The sequence below is a fragment of the Kitasatospora sp. NPDC001309 genome (assembly GCF_042896295.1).
Classification (GTDB): Bacteria; Actinomycetota; Actinomycetes; order Streptomycetales; family Streptomycetaceae; genus Kitasatospora.
Genome location: NZ_JBIAXC010000068.1, coordinates 20,276 through 38,944, shown reverse-complemented (window position 1 = coordinate 38,944; position 18,669 = coordinate 20,276). Strand labels below are relative to the sequence as shown.

Here is an 18,669-nt window from a genome sequence, read left to right as displayed (position 1 = left end):
TTGCGGGTCCGGGTGCGGGCCGGCTTCTTCTCGGCCGGGGCCTCGGCCGGAGCCTCGGTGACGGCGGCGGCCTCGACGGTCTCCGCGACCTCGGCCGCCTCGGCCTTGGGCTTGCGGGTCCGGGTGCGGGCCGGCTTCTTCTCGGCCGGGGCCTCGGCCGGAGCCTCGGTGACGGCGGCGGCCTCGACGGTCTCCGCGACCTCGGCGACCTCGGCCTTGGGCTTGCGGGTCCGGGTGCGGGCCGGCTTCTTCTCCGCCGGGGCCTCGGCCGGAGCCTCGGTGACGGCGACGGCCTCCACGACCTCGGCGACCTCGGCGACCTCGGCCGCCTCGGCCTTGGGCTTCCGGGTCCGGGTCCGGCGCGGCTTCTCCTCGGCCACCGGGGCCTCCGGGGCCACCGGCTCGGCCGCGACCACGGCGGCCTCGACCACCGCGGCCGCCTCGGCGACGACCTCGGCGGCGGCCACCGGGGTGACCTCGCCCGAGGCGGCGCCACCGCGCGAACGGCGGCGGCGACGGCGCGGCGCGGTCTCGCCCTCGGCACCCTCGACGGCCGGAGCCGCCTCGGTCACCGCCGCGGCGACGGCCGCCTCGCCCTCGCCGAGCTCCGAACCGCGGCGGGTGCGGCGGCGCTCACGGGTACGGCGCGGCTTCTCCTCCGCCGCCGGGGCCTCGACGGCCGGGCGGCCCGAGCCGGCCCGCCCGCCGCGGGCAGCGCCGCGACCGGGGCGGGCGCCGCGCCCGCCGGTCTCGCCGAGGTCCTCGATCTCCTCCGCGCCGAGCCCGGCCCGGGTGCGCTCCGAACGCGGCAGCACACCCTTGGTGCCCGGCGCGATCTTCAGCAGCTCGTACAGGTGCGGCGAGGTGGAGTAGGTCTCCTCCGGCTCGTTGAACGGCAGGTCCAGCGCCTTGTTGATCAGCTGCCAGCGCGGGATGTCGTCCCAGTCGACCAGGGTGACGGCCGTACCGGAGGCGCCGGCCCGGCCGGTGCGGCCGATCCGGTGCAGGTAGGTCTTCTCGTCGTCGGTGCACTGGTAGTTGATGACGTGGGTGACGCCCTCGACGTCGATGCCGCGGGCGGCCACGTCGGTGCAGACCAGCACGTCGACCTTGCCGTTGCGGAAGGCGCGCAGCGCCTGCTCGCGGGCGCCCTGGCCGAGGTCGCCGTGGACGGCGCCGGCCGCGAAGCCGCGCTGGGTCAGCTGGTCGGAGACGTCGGCGGCGGTGCGCTTGGTGCGGCAGAAGATCATCGCCAGTCCGCGGCCGTCGGCCTGGAGGATGCGCGAGACCATCTCGACCTTGTCGAGCGAGTGGGCACGGAAGATGTGCTGCTCGATGTTGGCGACGGTGGCGCCGGTGTCGTCCGGGGCGGCGGCCCGGATGTGGGTCGGCTGGCTCATGTACCGGCGGGCGAGGTTGATGACCTGGCCCGGCATGGTGGCCGAGAACAGCAGGGTCTGCCGCTTGGCCGGCAGCATGGTGATGATCTTCTCGACGTCGGGCAGGAAGCCCAGGTCGAGCATCTCGTCGGCCTCGTCCAGGACCAGCGCGCGGACCTTGGACAGGTTCAGCTTCTTCTGGCCGGCCAGGTCCAGCAGTCGGCCCGGGGTGCCGACCACGATGTCGACGCCCTTGTTGAGCGCCTCGACCTGCGGCTCGTACGCCCGGCCGCCGTAGACCGCGAGCACGCGGACGTTGCGGACCTTGCCGGCGGTCTGCAGGTCGTTGGTGACCTGGGTGCAGAGCTCGCGGGTCGGGACGACGATCAGCGCCTGCGGGAAGTCCGAGAGCTGGTCCTCGGTGGCCCGGCCGGCGTCCACGTCGGCGCGCACCACGGCGCGCTCGATCAGCGGCAGGCCGAAGCCGAGGGTCTTGCCGGTGCCGGTCTTGGCCTGGCCGATGACGTCGTGGCCGGTCAGCGCGACCGGGAGGGTCATCTCCTGGATGGGGAAGGGGTGGACGATGCCGACGGACTCGAGGGCCTCGGCGGTCTCCGGGAGGATCCCCAGGTCCCGGAACGTCGTCTTGATGGGTTCAGCGGTGGTGGACAGGGTGCTGCCTCTTCCGTTTTCGGAGGGGCCGAGAGCGAGCGGCGGGCGGGCAGCCGCGCGGCTGTGTACGGGCCTGGCGGCCCCGAGTACAGCTGAGCGGACGCACTACCGCGCCGGTCCCTGCGGCCGGCCGGTGCGCGCGGCCCGTTGGCGGGGCGCGTCGCCGGCGGCGTCGGGGAGAGTTCCCGTGAGGGACCTGCGCGGGACCTCCGCCAGGTGGGCGTGGTCTCGGCGGCCCTCGCTCGGCCACTGATGCGGTGCCAAGGCTTGAAGTCCAAGCCATGGTCGGAGCCGATCGGCTCTCCGACCGGGCATCCGCGTACGTGAGTACCCGTGCCTCCGGTGCGGACACGTCCGGGGGACGCGCTGCCGCTACGGAGCGGGCTCGTGCGGGCCACCGAGACGGCGGTGGCACCGTGCGAGCACGACGGGGCTCCGTACCACCATACAGTCAGGCGACGACTCGAACACGTGATGCGTCTGACACCGACCCCGCCGACGGGGGCGCCGGGAGCCGATCCGGCAGGTCACCGGGGTGCGTCCGGTGGTGGGGCGCGGGCGGGGGCGGGACTAAGGTGGCGGGTCATGGAGACCCATGGTGAGACGCAGGACGGCGCGCCCGGCTCGATCGGCGACTGGGCCACGTGCTCGGCCGAACCGGGCTACCGCGCGGCGGTGCTCGACCTGCTCGGCGCGCTCGCGTACGGCGAGCTGAGCGCCTTCGAGCGGCTCGCCGAGGACGCCAAGCTGGCGCCCGGCCTCGCCGACAAGGCGGCCCTGGCCCGGATGGCCTCCGCCGAGTTCCAGCACTACCAGCGGCTGCACGACCGGCTCGCCGAGATCGGCGCCGACCCGCAGGAGGCGATGCGCCCCTTCGTCGAGCCGCTGGAGCTGTTCCACCGGATGACGGCGCCCTCGGACTGGCTGGAGGGCCTGGTCAAGGCCTACGTCGGCGACGCCATCGCCACCGACTTCTACCGCGAGGTGGCCGTCCGGCTGGACGACGACACCCGCGACCTGGTCCTCAGCGTCATGTCCGACACCGGCCACGGACAGTTCGCGGTCGACAAGGTCCGCCAGGCCATCGAGGCCGACCCGCGGGCCGGCGGCCGGCTCGCCCTGTGGGGCCGGCGGCTGATGGGCGAGGCGCTCAGCCAGGCCCAGCGGGTCGTCGCCGAGCGGGACGCGCTCTCCAACCTGCTGGTCGGCGGCGTCCAGGTGCAGGGCTTCGACCTGGTCGAGGTCGGCAAGATGTTCAACCGGATCACCGAGGCGCACACCCGGCGGATGGCCGCCCTCGGCCTGGCCTCGTAACGGGCCCCGTCACGGGCCCCGTCGTGCGCCCCGCCACGGGCCTCAGGCCGGCCGGTGCCGCCGCGGCGCGCGGTGGGCGCCGGCCCGGTGCGGGTGGTGCCGGTGCGCCGGGGCCCGCCCGGCGGCGAGGTCCGGCCGGGCCAGCAGCGAGGTGACCACCCCCGCGGCCAGCGCCGAGAACACCACCGCGGCCACCGGCAGGCGACCGTCCAGGCAGAAGTGCGCGACCACCCCGCCGAGCAGCGCCGAGGCCAGGGCCGTCCCCACCACCAGCGGGCGGGGGGCCCGGTAGTACCCCGGCAGGCCCAGCAGCGCGGCCGCGGCCGCGGCCAGGCCGACCAGCACGAAGACGAGCGATTCGACCAGCACGGCGGCCTCCCCGGGGGAACGGGCGTGCGGCACCGGTGCCGCACCTGTCGCCGTACCCAGGCCGACCTGCCCGTACACGCGACGGTGCCCCGTTCCCTCGGGAGGGAACGGGGCACCGGACGGACCTGCTCGGCGGCGGCTCAGGTGGTGCCGAAGCCCACCTTGCGGGCCGCCGACTCGCCGATCTCCACGTACGCCAGGCGCTCGGCCGGGACGATGACGCGACGGCCGTGCTCATCGGTGAGCGAGAAGAGCTTGGTGGAGCCCTCCAGCGCCTTCGCGACCGCGCTCTCGACCTCATCGGCAGTCTGCGAGCTCTCGATCACGATTTCGCGCGGCGCGTTCTGCACGCCGATCTTGACCTCCACGGCTTCCGTCCCTCCGGTTCTGCAGTCTCCACGCGCGGCGACGGACCGCCTGGGACAAGCGATCACGGCGACCGCGCCGTACGGCTTCACCATAGAGCACCCGATCACCGCCCAGGCGAAGGTCAGCGGATCGTCACTGCTGGGCGGAGCCCTCCGGCGCGAGGTCGCCCGGGTGCATCGGGAAGCCCTTGAGCCCCCGCCACGCCAGGCTGGCGACCAGCCGCACCGCCTCGTCGCGCGGGATGTCCAGACCCTGCGACAGCCAGTACCGGGCGGTGATCTGGGCCAGGCCGCAGACCCCGGCCGCCAGCAGCTTGGACTCCGCCTCCGGCAGGTCGGTGTCCTCCTGGATCACCTGGCTGACCAGCGTCGCGCTCGCCTCGGAGGCCCGCTCCACCCGCTCGCGCACGGCCGGCTCGTTGGTCAGGTCCGACTCGAAGACCAGCCGGAACGCGCCGGACTCGCTGGAGACGTAGTTGAAGTACGCCTCCATCGTCGCGGCCACCCGCAGCTTGTTGTCGGTGGTGGTGCCCAGCGCGTCCCGGGTCGACTCGACCAGGGCGTCGCAGTGCTTGTCCAGCAGCGCCAGGTAGAGGTCCAGCTTCCCGGGGAAGTGCTGGTAGAGCACCGGCTTGCTCACCCCGGCACGGTCGGCGATGTCGTCCATGGCGGCCGCGTGGTAACCCTGGGCGACGAACACCTCCTGGGCGGCACCGAGCAGTTGTTCACGGCGGGCGCTTCGCGGCAGGCGGGCACCGCGCGGGCGCTCCTGCGCCTCCTGGATGGCCGTCACGGCGCTCCTCACTTCGGGGTTCTTCGGGGCTGGCAAGAGGGCCGAGTCTACTTTTCGGTAACCGCGCCCGCCCCTGGCGAAGGCGAGAAAAGCAGTCCGGCCGCTTGTCAGGAGCCCACAATACGGCGCTGACCTCGGCGTCGGCAGTGGTGCGACGAGGGATGGGGCGGGCGAGGGGACGGGCGGACGGGACGGGGGCCGGGAAGGCCGGACCACCCCCGCCGCCCCCGACCGGCCCTCACTACCATCGTCCACCATGAGCAGCGCTGAGCAGCAGGTACGTACGGTCGAGGTCCCCGGCGCGGTGCTCGCGGTGCACCGGCCCGCCGGAGCGGGCGGCACCGACGGCCGCGAGCCCGGACTCTTCGTGCACGGCCTGGGCGGCTCGGCCGGCAACTGGAGCGCGCTGATGGACCGGCTCTCCGGCCTCGTCGACGGCGAGGCCCTCGACCTGCCCGGCTTCGGCCGCTCCGGCCCGCCCGCCGACGGCAACCTCAGCCTCTCCGGCCACGTCCGCGCCGTCATCGGCTACCTGGAGGCCGCCGGCCGCGGCCCCGTCCACCTCTTCGGCAACTCGCTCGGCGGCGCCGTCTCCGTCCGGCTCGCCGCGCTGCGCCCCGACCTGGTCCGCAGCCTCACCCTCGTCTCGCCCGCGCTGCCCGAACTGCCCCCGCAGCGCTCCGCCTGGCCCACCGGCCTGCTCGCCCTGCCCGGACTGCCCGCCCTGCTGCGCCGGCTGCCGGCCGGGCGGCGCGACGCCGAGGCGGCCACCGAGGACCTGCTGCGCCTGGTCTACGGCGACCCGGCCGGCCTGAGCCCCACCGCCCGCGCCGAGGCGGTGGCCGAGTACCGGCACCGGCTGGCGCAGCCGCACGCGATGCCGGCCCTGATCGGCTCGGCCCGCGGCATCGTCTCCGCCTACACCGAGCGCGGCGACCAGGCGCTGTGGCGGCAGGCCGAGCAGGTCGCGGCGCCGGTGCTGCTGGTGTACGGGCTGCGCGACAGGCTGGTCGCCTACCGCTCCGCCCGGCGGGCCTGCGCGGCCTTCGCCGACGCCCGGCTGCTGGTGCTGCCCGAGTCCGGGCACGTGGCGATGATGGAGCACCCCGACGCGGTCGCCCGGGCCGTGCGCGAGCTGATCGCGGACACCGCCCGCTGAGCGGCGGGCGGGGCCGGAGCGGCACCGGAGCGGTACCGCCCCGGCGCCGGAGCGGCGTATAGCGCCCGCTAACGGCCCGGTCCCGGGCGAGGTCACGGCAGTTCACTCGTTCAGGTGGCAGCCAGGCATGTGACCGATGGATCGCCCCGGGCCGGTCCTACCTTTCTGCTGCCGGACCGAACAGGTGTGGGGGAGGACCGCTGACGCCGGAGCACGCGGCGCACGGCCCGAGCAAGCGTCCCGGCGTACGGCCCCGCGGCTCCCGTGGCCCCCGCCCAGGGGGCGTCCCAGGGGTGCGGGGGGCGGTCGGCCCTGACCGGGGCTGCCGTCACCGCCCCCGTCCCGAGGCAGAAGGAGGACTCCCGTGCGCGTCGCGCTGCTCACCGAGGGTGCCCGTCCGCATCCCGACCGTGGTGCCGGGGCCTGGTGCGAGCGGCTGGCCGAGGGCCTGCCGGAGCACGAGTTCGAGCGGTACCTGCTCACCGGCCCGGACGACCCCGGCGCCCGGCGCCCGCCCGCCCGGCCCGGCACCCACCACCTCGTGCTGTGGGGCCGCCGGCCGCGCGGCCGCGCCCCCGGGGCGCTGCGCAGACGCCAGTACGCCCGGGCGTACGAGGACCTGGTGCGGGCACTGGTGCTGCCCGGGGAGCGGGCCGGCTTCGGGGCCGGGCTGTACCGGCTGGCGGCGTCGGCCCGGGAGGACGAGGGCACCCTGCCCGCCTTCCTCGCCTCCGCCCACGCCCGCCAGGTGCTGGAGCGGACCTGGCGGCTGCCCGGCGCGGACACCTCGGCCGGACAGCCGCTGGTCCGCGACGTGCTGGTCGCCGCGGACCTGCTGGAGCAGTGCCTGCGCCCGCTCTCCGCGCCCTGGTACGGCACCGGGCCCGGCGGCCTCGGCGCCGTCGACCTGTGCCACGTGGTCGGCGGCGGCCCGGCCGCGCTCCCCGCCCTGGTTGCCCGGCAGCTGCACGGGGTGCCCTTCGTGGTCACCGAGCACGGCCTGCACCTGCGCGAGCAGTACCTGGGTTACCCGCCCCGAGCCGAAGGGCGCGCCGGTGCCGAAAGCGAGGAGCGACAAGCGAGGGACGAGCGCCGGAGCGACGACCGTCGGCACCGGGTCCGAGCGCCCGGAGGCGAGCGGGCGAGTCACGCGGCGCCGTACCGATGGCCGGTCCGGGCGCTGCTGCTGTCCTTCTTCCGGGCGCTCACCGAGGAGACCTACCGGCAGGCCGCGATACTCACCCCGGGCAGCGCCCACGACCAGCAGTGGCAGCGCCGCTGCGGGGCCGATCCGGCGCGCACCCGGGTCGTCCACGAGGGCACCCCGGCGGTGGACCGCCCGGCGGCCGGGCCCGAGCCCGAGCGGCCCACCCTGGTCTGGGCGGGCCCGCTGGAGCCGGGGCGGGACACCGAACTGGTGCTGCACGCCTTCGCCCGGGTCCGCGCCGAACTGCCGGCGGCCCGCCTGGTGCTGCACGGCGAGGAGGCCGCCCCCGGCTACCGGGCGCACTGCGCGGCCGTCGCCGAACGGCTCGGGGTGACCGCGGCGGTGGAGTTCGCCGGCCGGCCCGGCTCGCTCGCCGAGGCCTGGCAGGGCGGCACGGTGGCGGTCTTCTCCGCGCTCTCCCAGCGCAGCCCCCGGCTGCTCGTCGACGCCATGCTCAGCGGCCGCGCGGTGGTCTCCACCGACGTCGGGGTGGCCCGCGAGGTGGTCGGCCCGACCGGGCTGCTGGTGCCCGCCCGCGACCCGCGGGCCCTGGCCGGGGCCTGCCTGGCACTGCTGCGCGACGAGGAGCGGCGCTCCCGGCTCGGCCTGGCGGGGCGGCTGCGGGCGCAGGAACGCTTCGCCGTCGAGCCGGTGACCGGCGCCTTCCGGGAGATCTACCTGGAACTGGTCTCGCAGTACCCCGCCTTCCCCGAGGGCGGCGGGGCGGGCCACGGCGGCCGGGCACCGCGCCCGTTCGCGCGCCCCGCCGAGTACTGGCTCAACGACGGCCCGGCCGGCGGCCGCGACGAGGAGGCGGACGGGGCGCCCGCGCCGCGCCGCCGGGCCGGGCAGGCCGGGCAGCTCGCCGCCCTGGCGGTGCGCACCGACCCGACCCGCACCGACCCGACCCGCCCCGACCCGGCCCGCCCCGTCGGCCCCGCCCTCGCGGAGGCCGTCTGATGTCCGGCCCCGTGGCCAGCGCCGACCCGGTGCGCGAGCTGATGGCCGAGCACCGGGACCTGTGCGAGCGCGCCGTCGACCCGCTGGAGATCGCCGCCGGGCTGGAGGAGGCCGGGCTCGGCCCGGACGCCGCGGCGCGCTGCCGGCACGCCGACCTGTTCTCGCTGGCCGAGGAGCTGTACGCCCGGGTGCCCCGACGGCCGTCGCCGCCCGAGCCGCCCGAACCGCGCCGCTGCGCGGCCGCGGCCCGGGCGGCGCTGACCGCCGCCGCGCTGGCCGCGCCGCCCTGCGCCGCGGTGGCCGCGCTCGGCGCCCGCTGGCCGGTGCTGCTGCCCGCCGCCGTCCCGCTGGTGCTGCTGCCCGCGCTGACCGCGACCGCCCCGGCCGAGCCCGCCCCGCCGCCGTGCCGCCCGCCCTGCCCGGCGGAGCTCGGCCCGGTCCGCACCCCGCCCCCGCCGGCCGGCTCCCGGCTGCGCCCCGCCGCGCTCGGCCACGGGCTGGGCCTGGCCGCGCTGCTGCTGCTCCCGCTGGCGGCGCCGGGCCGGGACCGGCCGCTGGCCGCCGCCCTGGTGCTGGCCGCGGCGGTGTCGGCGGGCTCGGCGGAGCGGGCGGCCCGCTGGTACCGGCAGGTCGGCCGGGGGCACCTGGGGGCCGCCCGCACCCTGGCCGAGTTCCGGGCCCGGATGCGCCCGGTGCTGCCGGTCGCGGTCGCGCTGCACCTGGCCGTGCTCGCGGTGCTCAGCTACGCCGCGCTGGCGGTCCTCGCGGTGGTCGCGCCGCGCCCCGGGCCCGGCCACGGCGGCGGCCTGCTGCACCTGGCCGCCGAGCGGGCCGGCCCCGCGGCGTGGGCGGCGCAGGGCGTGCTGGGCCTGCTGCTGGTGCTGCCCGCGCTGCTGGCGCGCTGCGGCCGGACGACGGCCGCCGCGGTGGGTGCGCTGGCCGGGCCCGTCGCGACGGCGGTGCCGCTCGCCCTGGGCCGCCCCTGGCCGTCGGCCGTCCTGCTGGGCGGCGGCGCGGTCGCGGTGGTGCTGCTGGCCCACGGCTGGGCGCTGCTCGGCCGGGCCGGCGCGCACCGCTGACCCTCCGGTCGGAGCTTCCAGCTCTTCCGGACCTTTCAGACTTCTCAGACCCGTCAGATCTCGTTCGCTGTATTTCAGTCCGCCAGGTCGTCCCCGACCTCGCTTCGTGGAAGGACGCCCCCGATGAGGGTGCTGCTGCTGGGCGCCGACGGCTTCATCGGCCGCCGGGTGACCGATCGTCTGCTGATGGACCAGGAGTTGCAGGTGACGGTGCTCGGCCGGCGCGACTCGGCCGACATCCGCTTCGACCTGACCGCCGGGAGCCCGGGCGCCCTGGCCCGCTTCCTGGACGCGGTCGCGCCGCAGGTGGTGATCAACTGCGCGGGTGCCACCTACGGCAGCTCGCGGACCCTGATCCGGTCGAACACGCTGGCCGTCGCGACCGTCTGCGAGGCGATCCGGCGCAGCCGGGAGCCGGCCCGGCTGGTGCACGTCGGCTCGGCCGCCGAGTACGGGCCGGTGCCCGGCGGGGTGCCGGTGTCCGAGCAGGCCGAGCCGCGGCCGGTCGGCCCGTACGGGGTCTCCAAGCTGGCCGGGACGGAGCTGGTGCTGGCCTCCGGGCTGGACGCGGCGGTGCTGCGGGTGTTCGACGTGGTGGGCCCGGGGGCGCCGACCGCCTCGCTGTTCGGGCGCCTCGCCGAGGGGCTGCGGCGGGCGCTGGAGCGGGACGAGAACCAGGTGCGGATGCCGGACCTGTCCGGATACCGGGATTTCGTGGACGTGCGGGACGTCGCCCGGGCGATCCAGGCGGCGGCGGTCTCGGCCGCCACCGGGGTGATCAACGTGGGCAGCGGGCACGCCGTGCGGGCCCGGGACGCGGCCCAGCTGCTGGTCCGGGCCTCGGGCTTCGAGGGGTCGATCGTGGAGGAGAACCGGCAGGTCCTGCTGCCCGCGCAGGCCGCCGGCCCTGCCGGCGACCACCTGCCGGGGCACGGCCACCACGCGTCCGGGCCGTACCTGCCGGGCCATCGGGCGGAGGGGCACCGGACGGAGGGCCGACCCGCCCCGGGGGAGCCGGTGCCGTGGCGGCAGGCGGACGTGCGGACCGCCCGGGACCGTCTCGGCTGGCGGACACAGGTGCCGCTGGAGGAGTCGCTGGGGGACGTCTGGCTGGAGACGGCCTGCCGGGTGTGAGGGGACGCGGGGGCGCCCCGGGCCCGCAACCACGGGCCCGGGGCGCCCCGGGGGCGTCCGGCGGGCGGTTCCACGATCCGGCGCGGCCCGTCTCGCCCATCGGACGAGCTGTCTCGGAATACCGGTGGGGCATGACACTGTTGGCCTAGAGAGCCACCTGAGTGGCGGTGCAACAACCCCGTCCGAGGCTGGCCCCGGCCGCCTGAACAAGAGACCCATCGGAGTCCCCGTGTCGTTGCCACCCCTGGTAGAGCCGGCCGACGAGCTCACCGTCGACGAGGTCCGCAGGTACTCCCGCCACCTGATCATCCCGGACGTCGGGATGGCCGGGCAGAAGCGGTTGAAGAACGCCAAGGTGCTCTGCGTCGGCGCCGGCGGCCTCGGTTCGCCCGCGCTGATGTACCTGGCCGCCGCCGGTGTCGGCACGCTGGGAATCGTCGAGTTCGACGTGGTCGACGAGTCGAACCTGCAGCGCCAGATCATCCACGGCCAGGCCGACATCGGGCGCTCCAAGGCGGAGTCCGCGCGCGACTCGGTGCAGCAGATCAACCCGTACGTCGAGGTGGTCCTGCACGAGGAGCGCCTGGACAACTCCAACGTGATGGAGATCTTCTCCGGCTACGACCTGATCGTGGACGGCACGGACAACTTCGCCACCCGCTACCTGGTGAACGACGCCGCGGTGCTGCTCGGCAAGCCGTACGTGTGGGGCTCGATCTACCGCTTCGACGGCCAGGCCAGCGTGTTCTGGGCCGAGCACGGCCCCTGCTACCGCTGCCTCTACCCGGAGGCCCCGCCGGCGGGCATGGTCCCGTCCTGCGCCGAGGGCGGCGTGCTGGGCGTGCTCTGCGCGTCCATCGGCTCGATCCAGGTGAACGAGGCGATCAAGCTGCTGGCCGGGATCGGCGACCCGCTGGTCGGCCGGCTGATGATCTACGACGCCCTGGAGATGAACTACCGCCAGGTGAAGGTCCGCAAGGACCCGGACTGCGCGGTCTGCGGCGAGAACCCGACGGTCACCGAGCTGATCGACTACGAGGCCTTCTGCGGCGTCGTGTCGGAGGAGGCGCAGGCCGCCGCCGCCGGTTCGACCATCACCTCGAAGCAGCTCAAGCAGTGGCAGGACGACGCGGAGGACATCTACCTCATCGACGTCCGCGAGCCCGGTGAGTACGAGATCGTCAACATCCCCGGCGCGGTGCTGATCCCGAAGAACGAGTTCCTCATGGGCGACGCCCTGGAGAAGCTGCCGCAGGACCGGAAGATCGTGCTGCACTGCAAGTCGGGCGTGCGCTCGGCCGAGGTGTTGGCCGTGGTCAAGGCCGCGGGCTTCGCCAACGCCGTCCACCTGGGCGGCGGCGTGCTCGGCTGGGTGAACCAGGTCGAGCCGCACAAGCCGGTCTACTAGGCCGCCGGCCGGACTGACGCGTCAGGGGCCCCACCGCTCGGCGGTGGGGCCCCTGACGCGTCCGCGGGTGCCCCGCTCAGAGCGCGTGCCGGCGCTGCAGCACGTTGTAGGCGATCCAGCCCGGCAGCACCGGCAGCCAGAAGGTGAGCGCCCGGAAGAGGAACACCGCCGGGGTGGCGACCGCGGGGGAGACGTCCGCGACGGTCAGGGCGCCGATCAGGGCCACCTCGACCGGGCCGATGCCGCCCGGGGTGGGGATCGCCGAGCCGGCCGCGTTGGCGGTCAGGAAGACCACCGCGACGGCCGAGAAGCTGACGTCGCCGCCGAAGGCCTGCACCGAGAAGTCCAGGCAGGCGGTGAAGGACAGGGTCAGCAGCAGGATGCCGCCGAAGCCGGTGATCAGCTTGCTGGGCGTCTGCATCAGGTCGAGCATCCGCGGCACCACGCCGAAGAACAGCGAGCGCAGCCGGCCCAGCACGAAGCGGCGCAGCGGCGCCACCGCGGCCACCACCAGGGCGAGCACGGCGGCGGTCAGCACCCCGATGATCACCGCCCGGGAGGCGGAGAGGTCGCCGTTGGTCTGGCTGCCGGTGATCAGGCCGAAGCTGAACAGCAGCAGCAGGTGCCCGGCCAGGCCCGCCAGCTGGGAGGCGCCGACCGAGGCGACCGCCTGGCCCGGGCGGATCCCGGCCTTCTGCAGGTAGCGGGTGTTGAGCGCGATGCCGCCGATCGCGGCGGGGGCGACCAGCTTCACGAAGGAGCCGGCCAGCTGGGCCGCGACGGTGCGCCGGAACGGCAGCCGCTCGGGGACGAAGCCGGTCAGGCTCATCGCGGCGGCGACGTAGCTGAACGCGGCCGCCAGCAGGGCCGCCGCCGCCCACGCCCAGTTCATCTGGGAGAGCTTGAGCTGGGCCGGCTTGATGGTGGTCAGCGCCAGGTAGGCGGCGAAGGTGAGCGCGATCACCATGATCAGGCTCTTCGGCTTGAGCCGCTCCAGCTTGGCGGGCTCCATCGGCGCCTCAGGGGCGATCTGCAGGATCTGGCCGCGGATGCGGCTGAGCAGGTCCTCGCCGGCCGCCGCGATGTCCTCCTCGGCCTGTTCCTGGGTGCGCTCGCCGGCCGCGACCTGCTCCAGGGCCCTGGCCCGGGCGGCGGTCTTGCGCTCCTTGGTGAGCTTGGCGAGGTCGACCCGGGTGGAGCGGCTCATCCCGACCGGCTGGAGCAGCGGCAGGGCCTGGGCGACCCGGTCCGCGCCGAGCACCGCGTTGGCGGTGGCGACGGCCCGCTCGGGGCCGATCCGCAGCGCGAAGGTGGTGAGCAGCTGGGCGACGTCGATGCGCAGGGTCAGGTCGGTGGCGGCGATGTCGCCGCCGGACAGGTTGACCAGGCAGGCCGTCTCGTCGTCGACGACCAGCAGCGACTCGCCGGTCAGCCGGCGGTGGGCGATCCGGCGCTCGTGCAGGGCCGCCACCGACTGCCACAGCGAGGCCATCACCCGGTCGGTGACCTCCGCGTCGGCGAGCTCGTCCAGGGTGCGGCCCTCGACGTTCTCGTACACCAGGATCGCGGCGTCCGGGCCCAGCTCGGAGGTGGCCACCAGCTGCGGAGCGCGGGCGCCCGAGGCGGCCGCCGCGTACGCGATCAGGGCCTCCTGCTCCAGCGCCTGGCGCAGCGACTGGGGGCTGCGGCGCACCGCCACCGAGCGCAGCCGCAGCCGGCGCCAGGCCCGGTAGAAGAAGCCGGAGGCCTGCTGCTCGCGGTCGATGATGTGGACGTCCAGCGGCGGGCCGTCCTGCTGGGTGACGTAGTAGCGGCGGGTGCCGCCGGGGGCGTCCGGGGCGCGGTGGGCGCCGTCCGGGGTGAAGCCGACCTTGCGCAGGCCGATCATCAGGTGCTGGCCGGTGGGCCGGATGTTGGGGGAGCCGATCGCGTACAGCGTGCCGTAGGCGACGGACCAGCCGATCAGCACGGTGAGCATCAGCGACAGCGGGGTGGTGTAGCCGCCGAGCAGCTCGGTGACCCCGCTGAAGACCACCACCACCCACAGCGCCACCCGCCAGCGCGGTCGGCTCGACATGCCGACGGCGGTCATGTAGGCGATCACCGGGGCGAGGTAGCCGTGCACCGGGTCGGTGAGGCTGCCGTTGCTGTCCAGCGGCAGCCGGGTCAGCGCCGTGCGGATGTGCTCGGAGGCGCCCTCGGCCACCCACCAGTCGATGCCCAGCGAGACGCCGTACGCGAGCACCGAGGCGAGCACGCCGTCGGCGACCCGCAGGCCGTCGCGTTTGATCAGCCGCTCGACCGCGAAGGCCAGCGGCACGGCGAGCACCGCGACGCTGGAGACCAGGCCGGTGATGGTGGACAGCACCGCGGAGAAGTGCGGCGCGTTGGTGGCGATGTCCTGCTCGATGCCGGTGGTCGTCGAGGTGGCGATGCCGGCCAGGACGAAGACGGCGACTATCCCGAAGACCCCGGCCAGGAAGCGGATCAGGTCGGACGGGCGGTGCGCGCGGGCGGCGAGCAGCGGCTCGTCGACGTCCAGGTGCGGGGCGTCGTCCAGCGGGTCGTGGTACTCGGTCCGCGCGGCCGGGGCGGGGACGGGCGCGGCGGGCGCGGGTGCGGGCGGCTCCGCCGGGGCCCCGGGGGCCTTCTCGGGCGTGGGGGTCTTGATCGTCAGGTCCTTGATCAGGGAGACTTCCGGGGTCGGCCCGCTCCCGGGCCGCCCTTCGGACTCGTCACCGGGCGCCGGGGGCACGACGGATCCGGACTCGTCGGAGTCCTTGTCCACGCCCACGTCAGCCGTCCCGGTCATCTGGTCTTGTCCTCGTATCACCACTCACCGCCCCGAAGATGGTGGCATGCCCCGGCCCCCCGTGCTGGACAGGGGCCGGATCGGGCGCGGCGGGTCGTTCGTACGGGGCCGCGCGCGCGTCCCCATGAGGAAGAATGCCGCAGGTGACGGACGTAACAGACGACGGCGTCCCGGACGCCCTACCACCGTTCGCCGAACTGGTGCTCGACCTGACCGAGCGGATTCCACCCGGCCGGGTGATGACCTACGGCGACGTCGCCGAGTACCTCGGCCAGGGCGGCCCCCGGCAGGTCGGCCGGGTGATGGCCCTGTACGGCGGCTCGGTGCCCTGGTGGCGGGTGATCCGCGCGGACGGCCGCCTGCTGCCCGGCCACGAGCACCGCGCCCTCGCCCACTACGGCGAGGAGGGCACCCCGCTGCGCCCACTCGCCGACCCGCCCCGGGTCGACCTCGGGCAGGCCCGCTGGGACGGCGGGGAGACTTCACCGAATCCCGAGCGCGGACGGGATTGACGGGGCAGGATCGTAGGCTCGATGCGGGCGGGCCCGCGCGGCCCGCCCCGGCCATGACTCTCCGTACAACCCCCAGGACCCGTTCGTGAGTTCGCCCTACCGGCTCGTGCGCAACCCGCTCGTCCAGCCCGACCCGCCCGTGCTGGACGCCTACCAGCGCGCCGTGGTCGAGCACGCCGGCGGCCCGCTGCTCGTCCTCGCCGGACCGGGCACGGGCAAGACCACCACCCTGGTCGAGGCGGTCGCCCGGCGGATCCAGGACGGCACCGACCCCGAGAAGATCCTCGTCCTCACCTTCAGCCGCAAGGCCGCCGTCGAACTGCGCGACCGGATGTCCGGCCGGCTCGGCTCCACCGCCGCCACCCCGCAGGCCACCACCTTCCACTCCTTCTGCTACGCCCTGCTGCGCGCCCACCAGGACCCGGAGGACTACGCCGAACCACTGCGGCTGCTCTCCGGCCCCGAACAGGACGTCATGGTCCGCGAACTGCTGGCCGGCGGCGCCGAGGACGCCCGCGACGGCCGCGGCCGGATCGCCTGGCCGCTCGACCTGCGCGCCTGCCTGACCACCCGCGGCTTCGCCGACGAAGTCCGCGCCGTGCTCGCCCGCAGCCGCGAGCTCGGCCTCGGCGAGGCCGAACTCGAACGCTTCGCCCAGGGCGTCCAGCGCCCCGACTGGGCCGCCGCCGCGCACTTCCTCGCCGACTACCTCGACGTGCTCGACCTGCGCGGCGTCCTCGACTACGCCGAACTCGTCCACCGCGCCGTCCTGCTCGCCGAACGCCCCGAGATCGGCGAGGAACTGCGCCGCCGCTACGACGTCGTCCTCGTCGACGAGTACCAGGACACCGACCCCTCCCAGGTCCGGCTGCTGCGCCGGCTCGCCGGCGGCGGCCGCGACCTGATCGCCGTCGGCGACCCCGACCAGTCGATCTACGCCTTCCGCGGCGCCGACATCAACGGCATCCTCGACTTCCCCCAGGCCTTCCGCCGCCCCGACGGCACCCCCGCCGAGGTCAAGGTGCTGCGGGTCTCCCGCCGCTCCGGCGCCCTGCTGCTCGCCGCCTCCCGCGAACTCGCCCGCCGGATGCCGATGGGCCGGCTGCCCGCCGACAAACTCGCCCAGCACCGCGCCCTGCTGCCCTCCCGCGAGGGCGGCCGGGTCGAGGTGTACACCTACCCCACCCCCGGCGCCGAACTCGACTCGATCGCCGACCTGCTGCGCCGCGCCCACCTGGAGGACGGCGTGCCCTGGGGCGAGATGGCCGTCCTGGTCCGGGCCGGCGCCCGCTCCATCCCCGGCGTACGGCGGGCCCTCGGCGCGGCCGGCGTCCCGCTGGAGATCGACGGCGACGACCTGCCGCTGCGCGAGGAACCCGCCGTCGCCCAGCTGCTGCTCGCCCTGCGGGTCTGCGCCGAGCAGGCCGCCCGCGACAAGCGGGCCCTCCTCGACACCCCCGGCCCGCACACCCCCGACCCGCTCACCGAGGAGCTGGCCCACACCCTGCTCACCGGCCCGCTCGGCGGCCTCGACGGCTCCGACCTGCGCCGCCTCGGCCGCGCCCTGCGCGAGGAGGAACGCGCCGCCCTGCGCGCCGCCGCGCGCGCCGACGCCGGTCCCGACGGCGGCTCCGACGGCCGTCCCGACGGCGTCCCCGCCGCCCCGCGTCCGGCCGGCGAACTGATCCGCGAGGCCCTCGCCGAACCCGAGCGGCTGATCGCCCTCGACCCGGCCACCGCCCGCCGCGCCCGCGACCTCGGCACCCTGCTGCGCAAGGTCCGCGAACTGCTGGCCGGCGGCTGCACCGCCGAGGACGCCCTGTGGGAGCTGTGGGACGGCAGCCGCCGCTGGCGCGAACGCCTGGAGCGCGCCGCCCTGCGCGGCGGCGCCGCCGGCCGCAACGCCGACCGCGACCTGGACGCGCTGTGCGCCCTGTTCGAGACCGCCGCCCGCGCCGAGGAGCAGGTCACCGGCCACCGCAGCGCCCTCGACCTGCTCGCCGAACTCGAAGCCCAGGACATCGCCGCCGACACCCTCACCGTCCGCACCGTCCGCCCCGAGGCGGTGCGGCTGATGACCGCCCACCGCTCCAAGGGCCTGGAGTGGCGCCTGGTCGTGGTCGCCGGCGTCCAGGACGGCCTCTGGCCCGACCTGCGCCGCCGCGGCTCCCTCCTGGAGGCCGACCGGATCGGCCGCGACGGCCTCGCCGAACCGCTCTCCCCGGCCGCCCTGCTCGGCGAGGAGCGCCGGCTCTTCTACGTCGCCGCCACCCGCGCCAAGGAACGGCTGATCGTCACCGCCGTCAAGGCGCCCGCCGACGACGGCGACGAACCCTCCCGCTTCCTGCGCGAGCTCTACCGCGAGGACGTCGACCCCCGCACCGGCAAGGTGGTGCGCCGCACCCCGCCGGTCACCGTCGAGGACGTCACCCACCGCCCGCGCCGCCCGCTCTCGGTGGCCGCCCTGGTCGCCGAACTGCGCGCCGTCACCGTCGACCCCGCCCGCTCGCCCGAACTGCGCCGCGCCGCCGCCGAACGCCTCGCCACCCTGGCCGCCGCCACCGACGAGGACGGGCTGCCGCTGGTGCCCGCCGCCCACCCCGACCGCTGGTGGGGCCTGGACGACGCCACCACCGCCCCCGAGCCGCTGCGCAGCGCCGACGCGCCCGTCCGGCTGTCCGGCAGCGGCCTGGAACAGCTGGAGAACTGCTCGCTGCAGTGGTTCCTCGACAAGGAGGTCAAGGCCCGCGCCCCCGGCACCGCCGCCCAGGGCTTCGGCAACGTGGTGCACGCCCTCGCCGACGAGGTCGGCTCCGGCCGCACCCCCGCCGACCTCTCCGTCCTGATGGCCCGCCTGGACACCGTCTGGGACGCCCTCGCCTTCGACGCCCCCTGGAAGTCCCAGCAGGAGAAGGGCGAGGCCCGCACCGCCCTGGAGCGCTTCCTCAACTGGCACGTCCTGGAGCGCGGCCGCGACCTGGTCGCCACCGAGCACGGCTTCGACGTCACCCTCGACGTCGGCGGCGTCTCGGTGCGCATCCGCGGCTCGATGGACCGGGTCGAGAAGGACCACGCCGGACGCGCCTACGTGGTCGACTTCAAGACCGGCAAGCAGATCCCCACCGACAAGTCGCTGCCCGAGCACAAGCAGCTCGCCGTCTACCAGCTGGCCGTCCGGGCCGGCGCCCTCAACGAGCTGCCCGGCTTCACCGAGCACCCCCCGGCCACCGGCGGCGCGGAACTCGTCCACCTGCGCGAGGCCGCCGCCAAGGCCGACCCGGACGCCCCCAAGGTGCAGCGGCAGGAGCCGCCCGAGGGCGAGCCGTGGATCGAGAACCTGCTCGCCGAGGCCGCCGGCAAGGTCCTCGCCGAACGCTTCGTCCCGCAGACCGGCGGCGGCTGCGACCGCTGCTCCTTCCGCCGCAGCTGCTCCGCCCAGCGCGACGGCGCCCAGCTGGTCGAGTAGCCGGTCGAGTAGCCGGGGTCACGTTCGCCGGGTGTCC

General features: G+C 75.6%; 13 protein-coding genes. 8 read left to right on the top strand and 5 right to left on the bottom strand.

Going from position 1 to position 18,669, the window contains the following annotated elements; all coding sequences use genetic code 11:
• The coding region (locus ACFY2K_RS40285; protein WP_387717652.1) for a DEAD/DEAH box helicase at positions 1-1,937 on the bottom strand (1,937 nt) is incomplete at its 3' end.
• Positions 1,938-2,636: 699 nt separating this feature from the next.
• On the opposite strand from ACFY2K_RS40285, the gene ACFY2K_RS40280 reads away from it, so the two are divergent.
• Positions 2,637-3,365, top strand: a complete 729-nt coding sequence (locus tag ACFY2K_RS40280) for a ferritin-like fold-containing protein (RefSeq protein WP_375884817.1) — start codon at positions 2,637-2,639, stop codon at positions 3,363-3,365.
• A 42-nt stretch (positions 3,366-3,407) separates the two neighbouring features.
• Here the strand turns inward: ACFY2K_RS40280 and ACFY2K_RS40275 are convergent, their stop codons facing one another.
• The 3 genes from ACFY2K_RS40275 to ACFY2K_RS40265 form a co-directional block, all read right to left on the bottom strand.
• Positions 3,408-3,767 carry a hypothetical protein gene (locus tag ACFY2K_RS40275; protein ID WP_375884818.1) on the bottom strand — a complete coding sequence of 120 codons (360 nt, stop codon included), beginning with the start codon at positions 3,765-3,767 and terminating at the stop codon, positions 3,408-3,410.
• Between the two features lie 107 nt (positions 3,768-3,874).
• A complete protein-coding gene (locus tag ACFY2K_RS40270; RefSeq protein ID WP_375884820.1) occupies positions 3,875-4,102 on the bottom strand; it encodes a DUF3107 domain-containing protein in 228 nt (75 codons plus the stop codon).
• Positions 4,103-4,235: 133 nt separating this feature from the next.
• Positions 4,236-4,895 (bottom strand): TetR/AcrR family transcriptional regulator, encoded by a 660-nt coding sequence (locus tag ACFY2K_RS40265; protein ID WP_375884822.1) that lies wholly within the window; start codon positions 4,893-4,895, stop codon positions 4,236-4,238.
• 256 nt (positions 4,896-5,151) lie between these two features.
• Here ACFY2K_RS40265 and ACFY2K_RS40260 point away from each other — a divergent pair, with 256 nt between their 5' ends.
• The 5 genes from ACFY2K_RS40260 (at position 5,152) to moeZ (ending at position 11,842) form a co-directional block, all read left to right on the top strand.
• Positions 5,152-6,054, top strand: a complete 903-nt coding sequence (locus ACFY2K_RS40260; RefSeq protein ID WP_380409704.1) for an alpha/beta fold hydrolase — start codon at positions 5,152-5,154, stop codon at positions 6,052-6,054.
• A gap of 364 nt (positions 6,055-6,418) precedes the next feature.
• Entirely contained in the window at positions 6,419-8,221 is a 1,803-nt protein-coding gene (locus ACFY2K_RS40255; protein WP_387717649.1) for a DUF3492 domain-containing protein, read from the top strand.
• The gene (locus ACFY2K_RS40250) at positions 8,221-9,300 is read left to right on the top strand and encodes a hypothetical protein (protein WP_387717647.1); all 1,080 of its coding nucleotides are present in this window, start codon (positions 8,221-8,223) and stop codon (positions 9,298-9,300) included. The genes ACFY2K_RS40255 and ACFY2K_RS40250 overlap by 1 nt, the downstream gene beginning before the upstream one ends.
• 123 nt (positions 9,301-9,423) lie before the next feature.
• A complete protein-coding gene (locus ACFY2K_RS40245) occupies positions 9,424-10,434 on the top strand; it encodes an NAD-dependent epimerase/dehydratase family protein (protein ID WP_380593839.1) in 1,011 nt (336 codons plus the stop codon).
• A 229-nt stretch (positions 10,435-10,663) separates the two neighbouring features.
• Complete coding sequence (moeZ, locus tag ACFY2K_RS40240; RefSeq protein ID WP_380525900.1) at positions 10,664-11,842, top strand: adenylyltransferase/sulfurtransferase MoeZ; 1,179 nt, start codon at positions 10,664-10,666, stop codon at positions 11,840-11,842.
• Between the two features lie 76 nt (positions 11,843-11,918).
• Here moeZ and ACFY2K_RS40235 read toward each other — a convergent pair whose 3' ends face one another.
• Entirely contained in the window at positions 11,919-14,654 is a 2,736-nt protein-coding gene (locus ACFY2K_RS40235) for a flippase-like domain-containing protein (protein ID WP_380525898.1), read from the bottom strand.
• 134 nt (positions 14,655-14,788) lie between these two features.
• Here ACFY2K_RS40235 and ACFY2K_RS40230 point away from each other — a divergent pair, with 134 nt between their 5' ends.
• Together ACFY2K_RS40230 and ACFY2K_RS40225 are read left to right on the top strand one after the other, a co-directional pair.
• Positions 14,789-15,166: an MGMT family protein gene (locus ACFY2K_RS40230; protein ID WP_375884839.1), complete on the top strand. Its 378-nt coding sequence runs from the start codon at positions 14,789-14,791 to the stop codon at positions 15,164-15,166.
• An 85-nt stretch (positions 15,167-15,251) separates the two neighbouring features.
• Positions 15,252-18,632: an ATP-dependent helicase gene (locus ACFY2K_RS40225; protein ID WP_387717644.1), complete on the top strand. Its 3,381-nt coding sequence runs from the start codon at positions 15,252-15,254 to the stop codon at positions 18,630-18,632.
• Positions 18,633-18,669 lie beyond the last annotated feature (37 nt).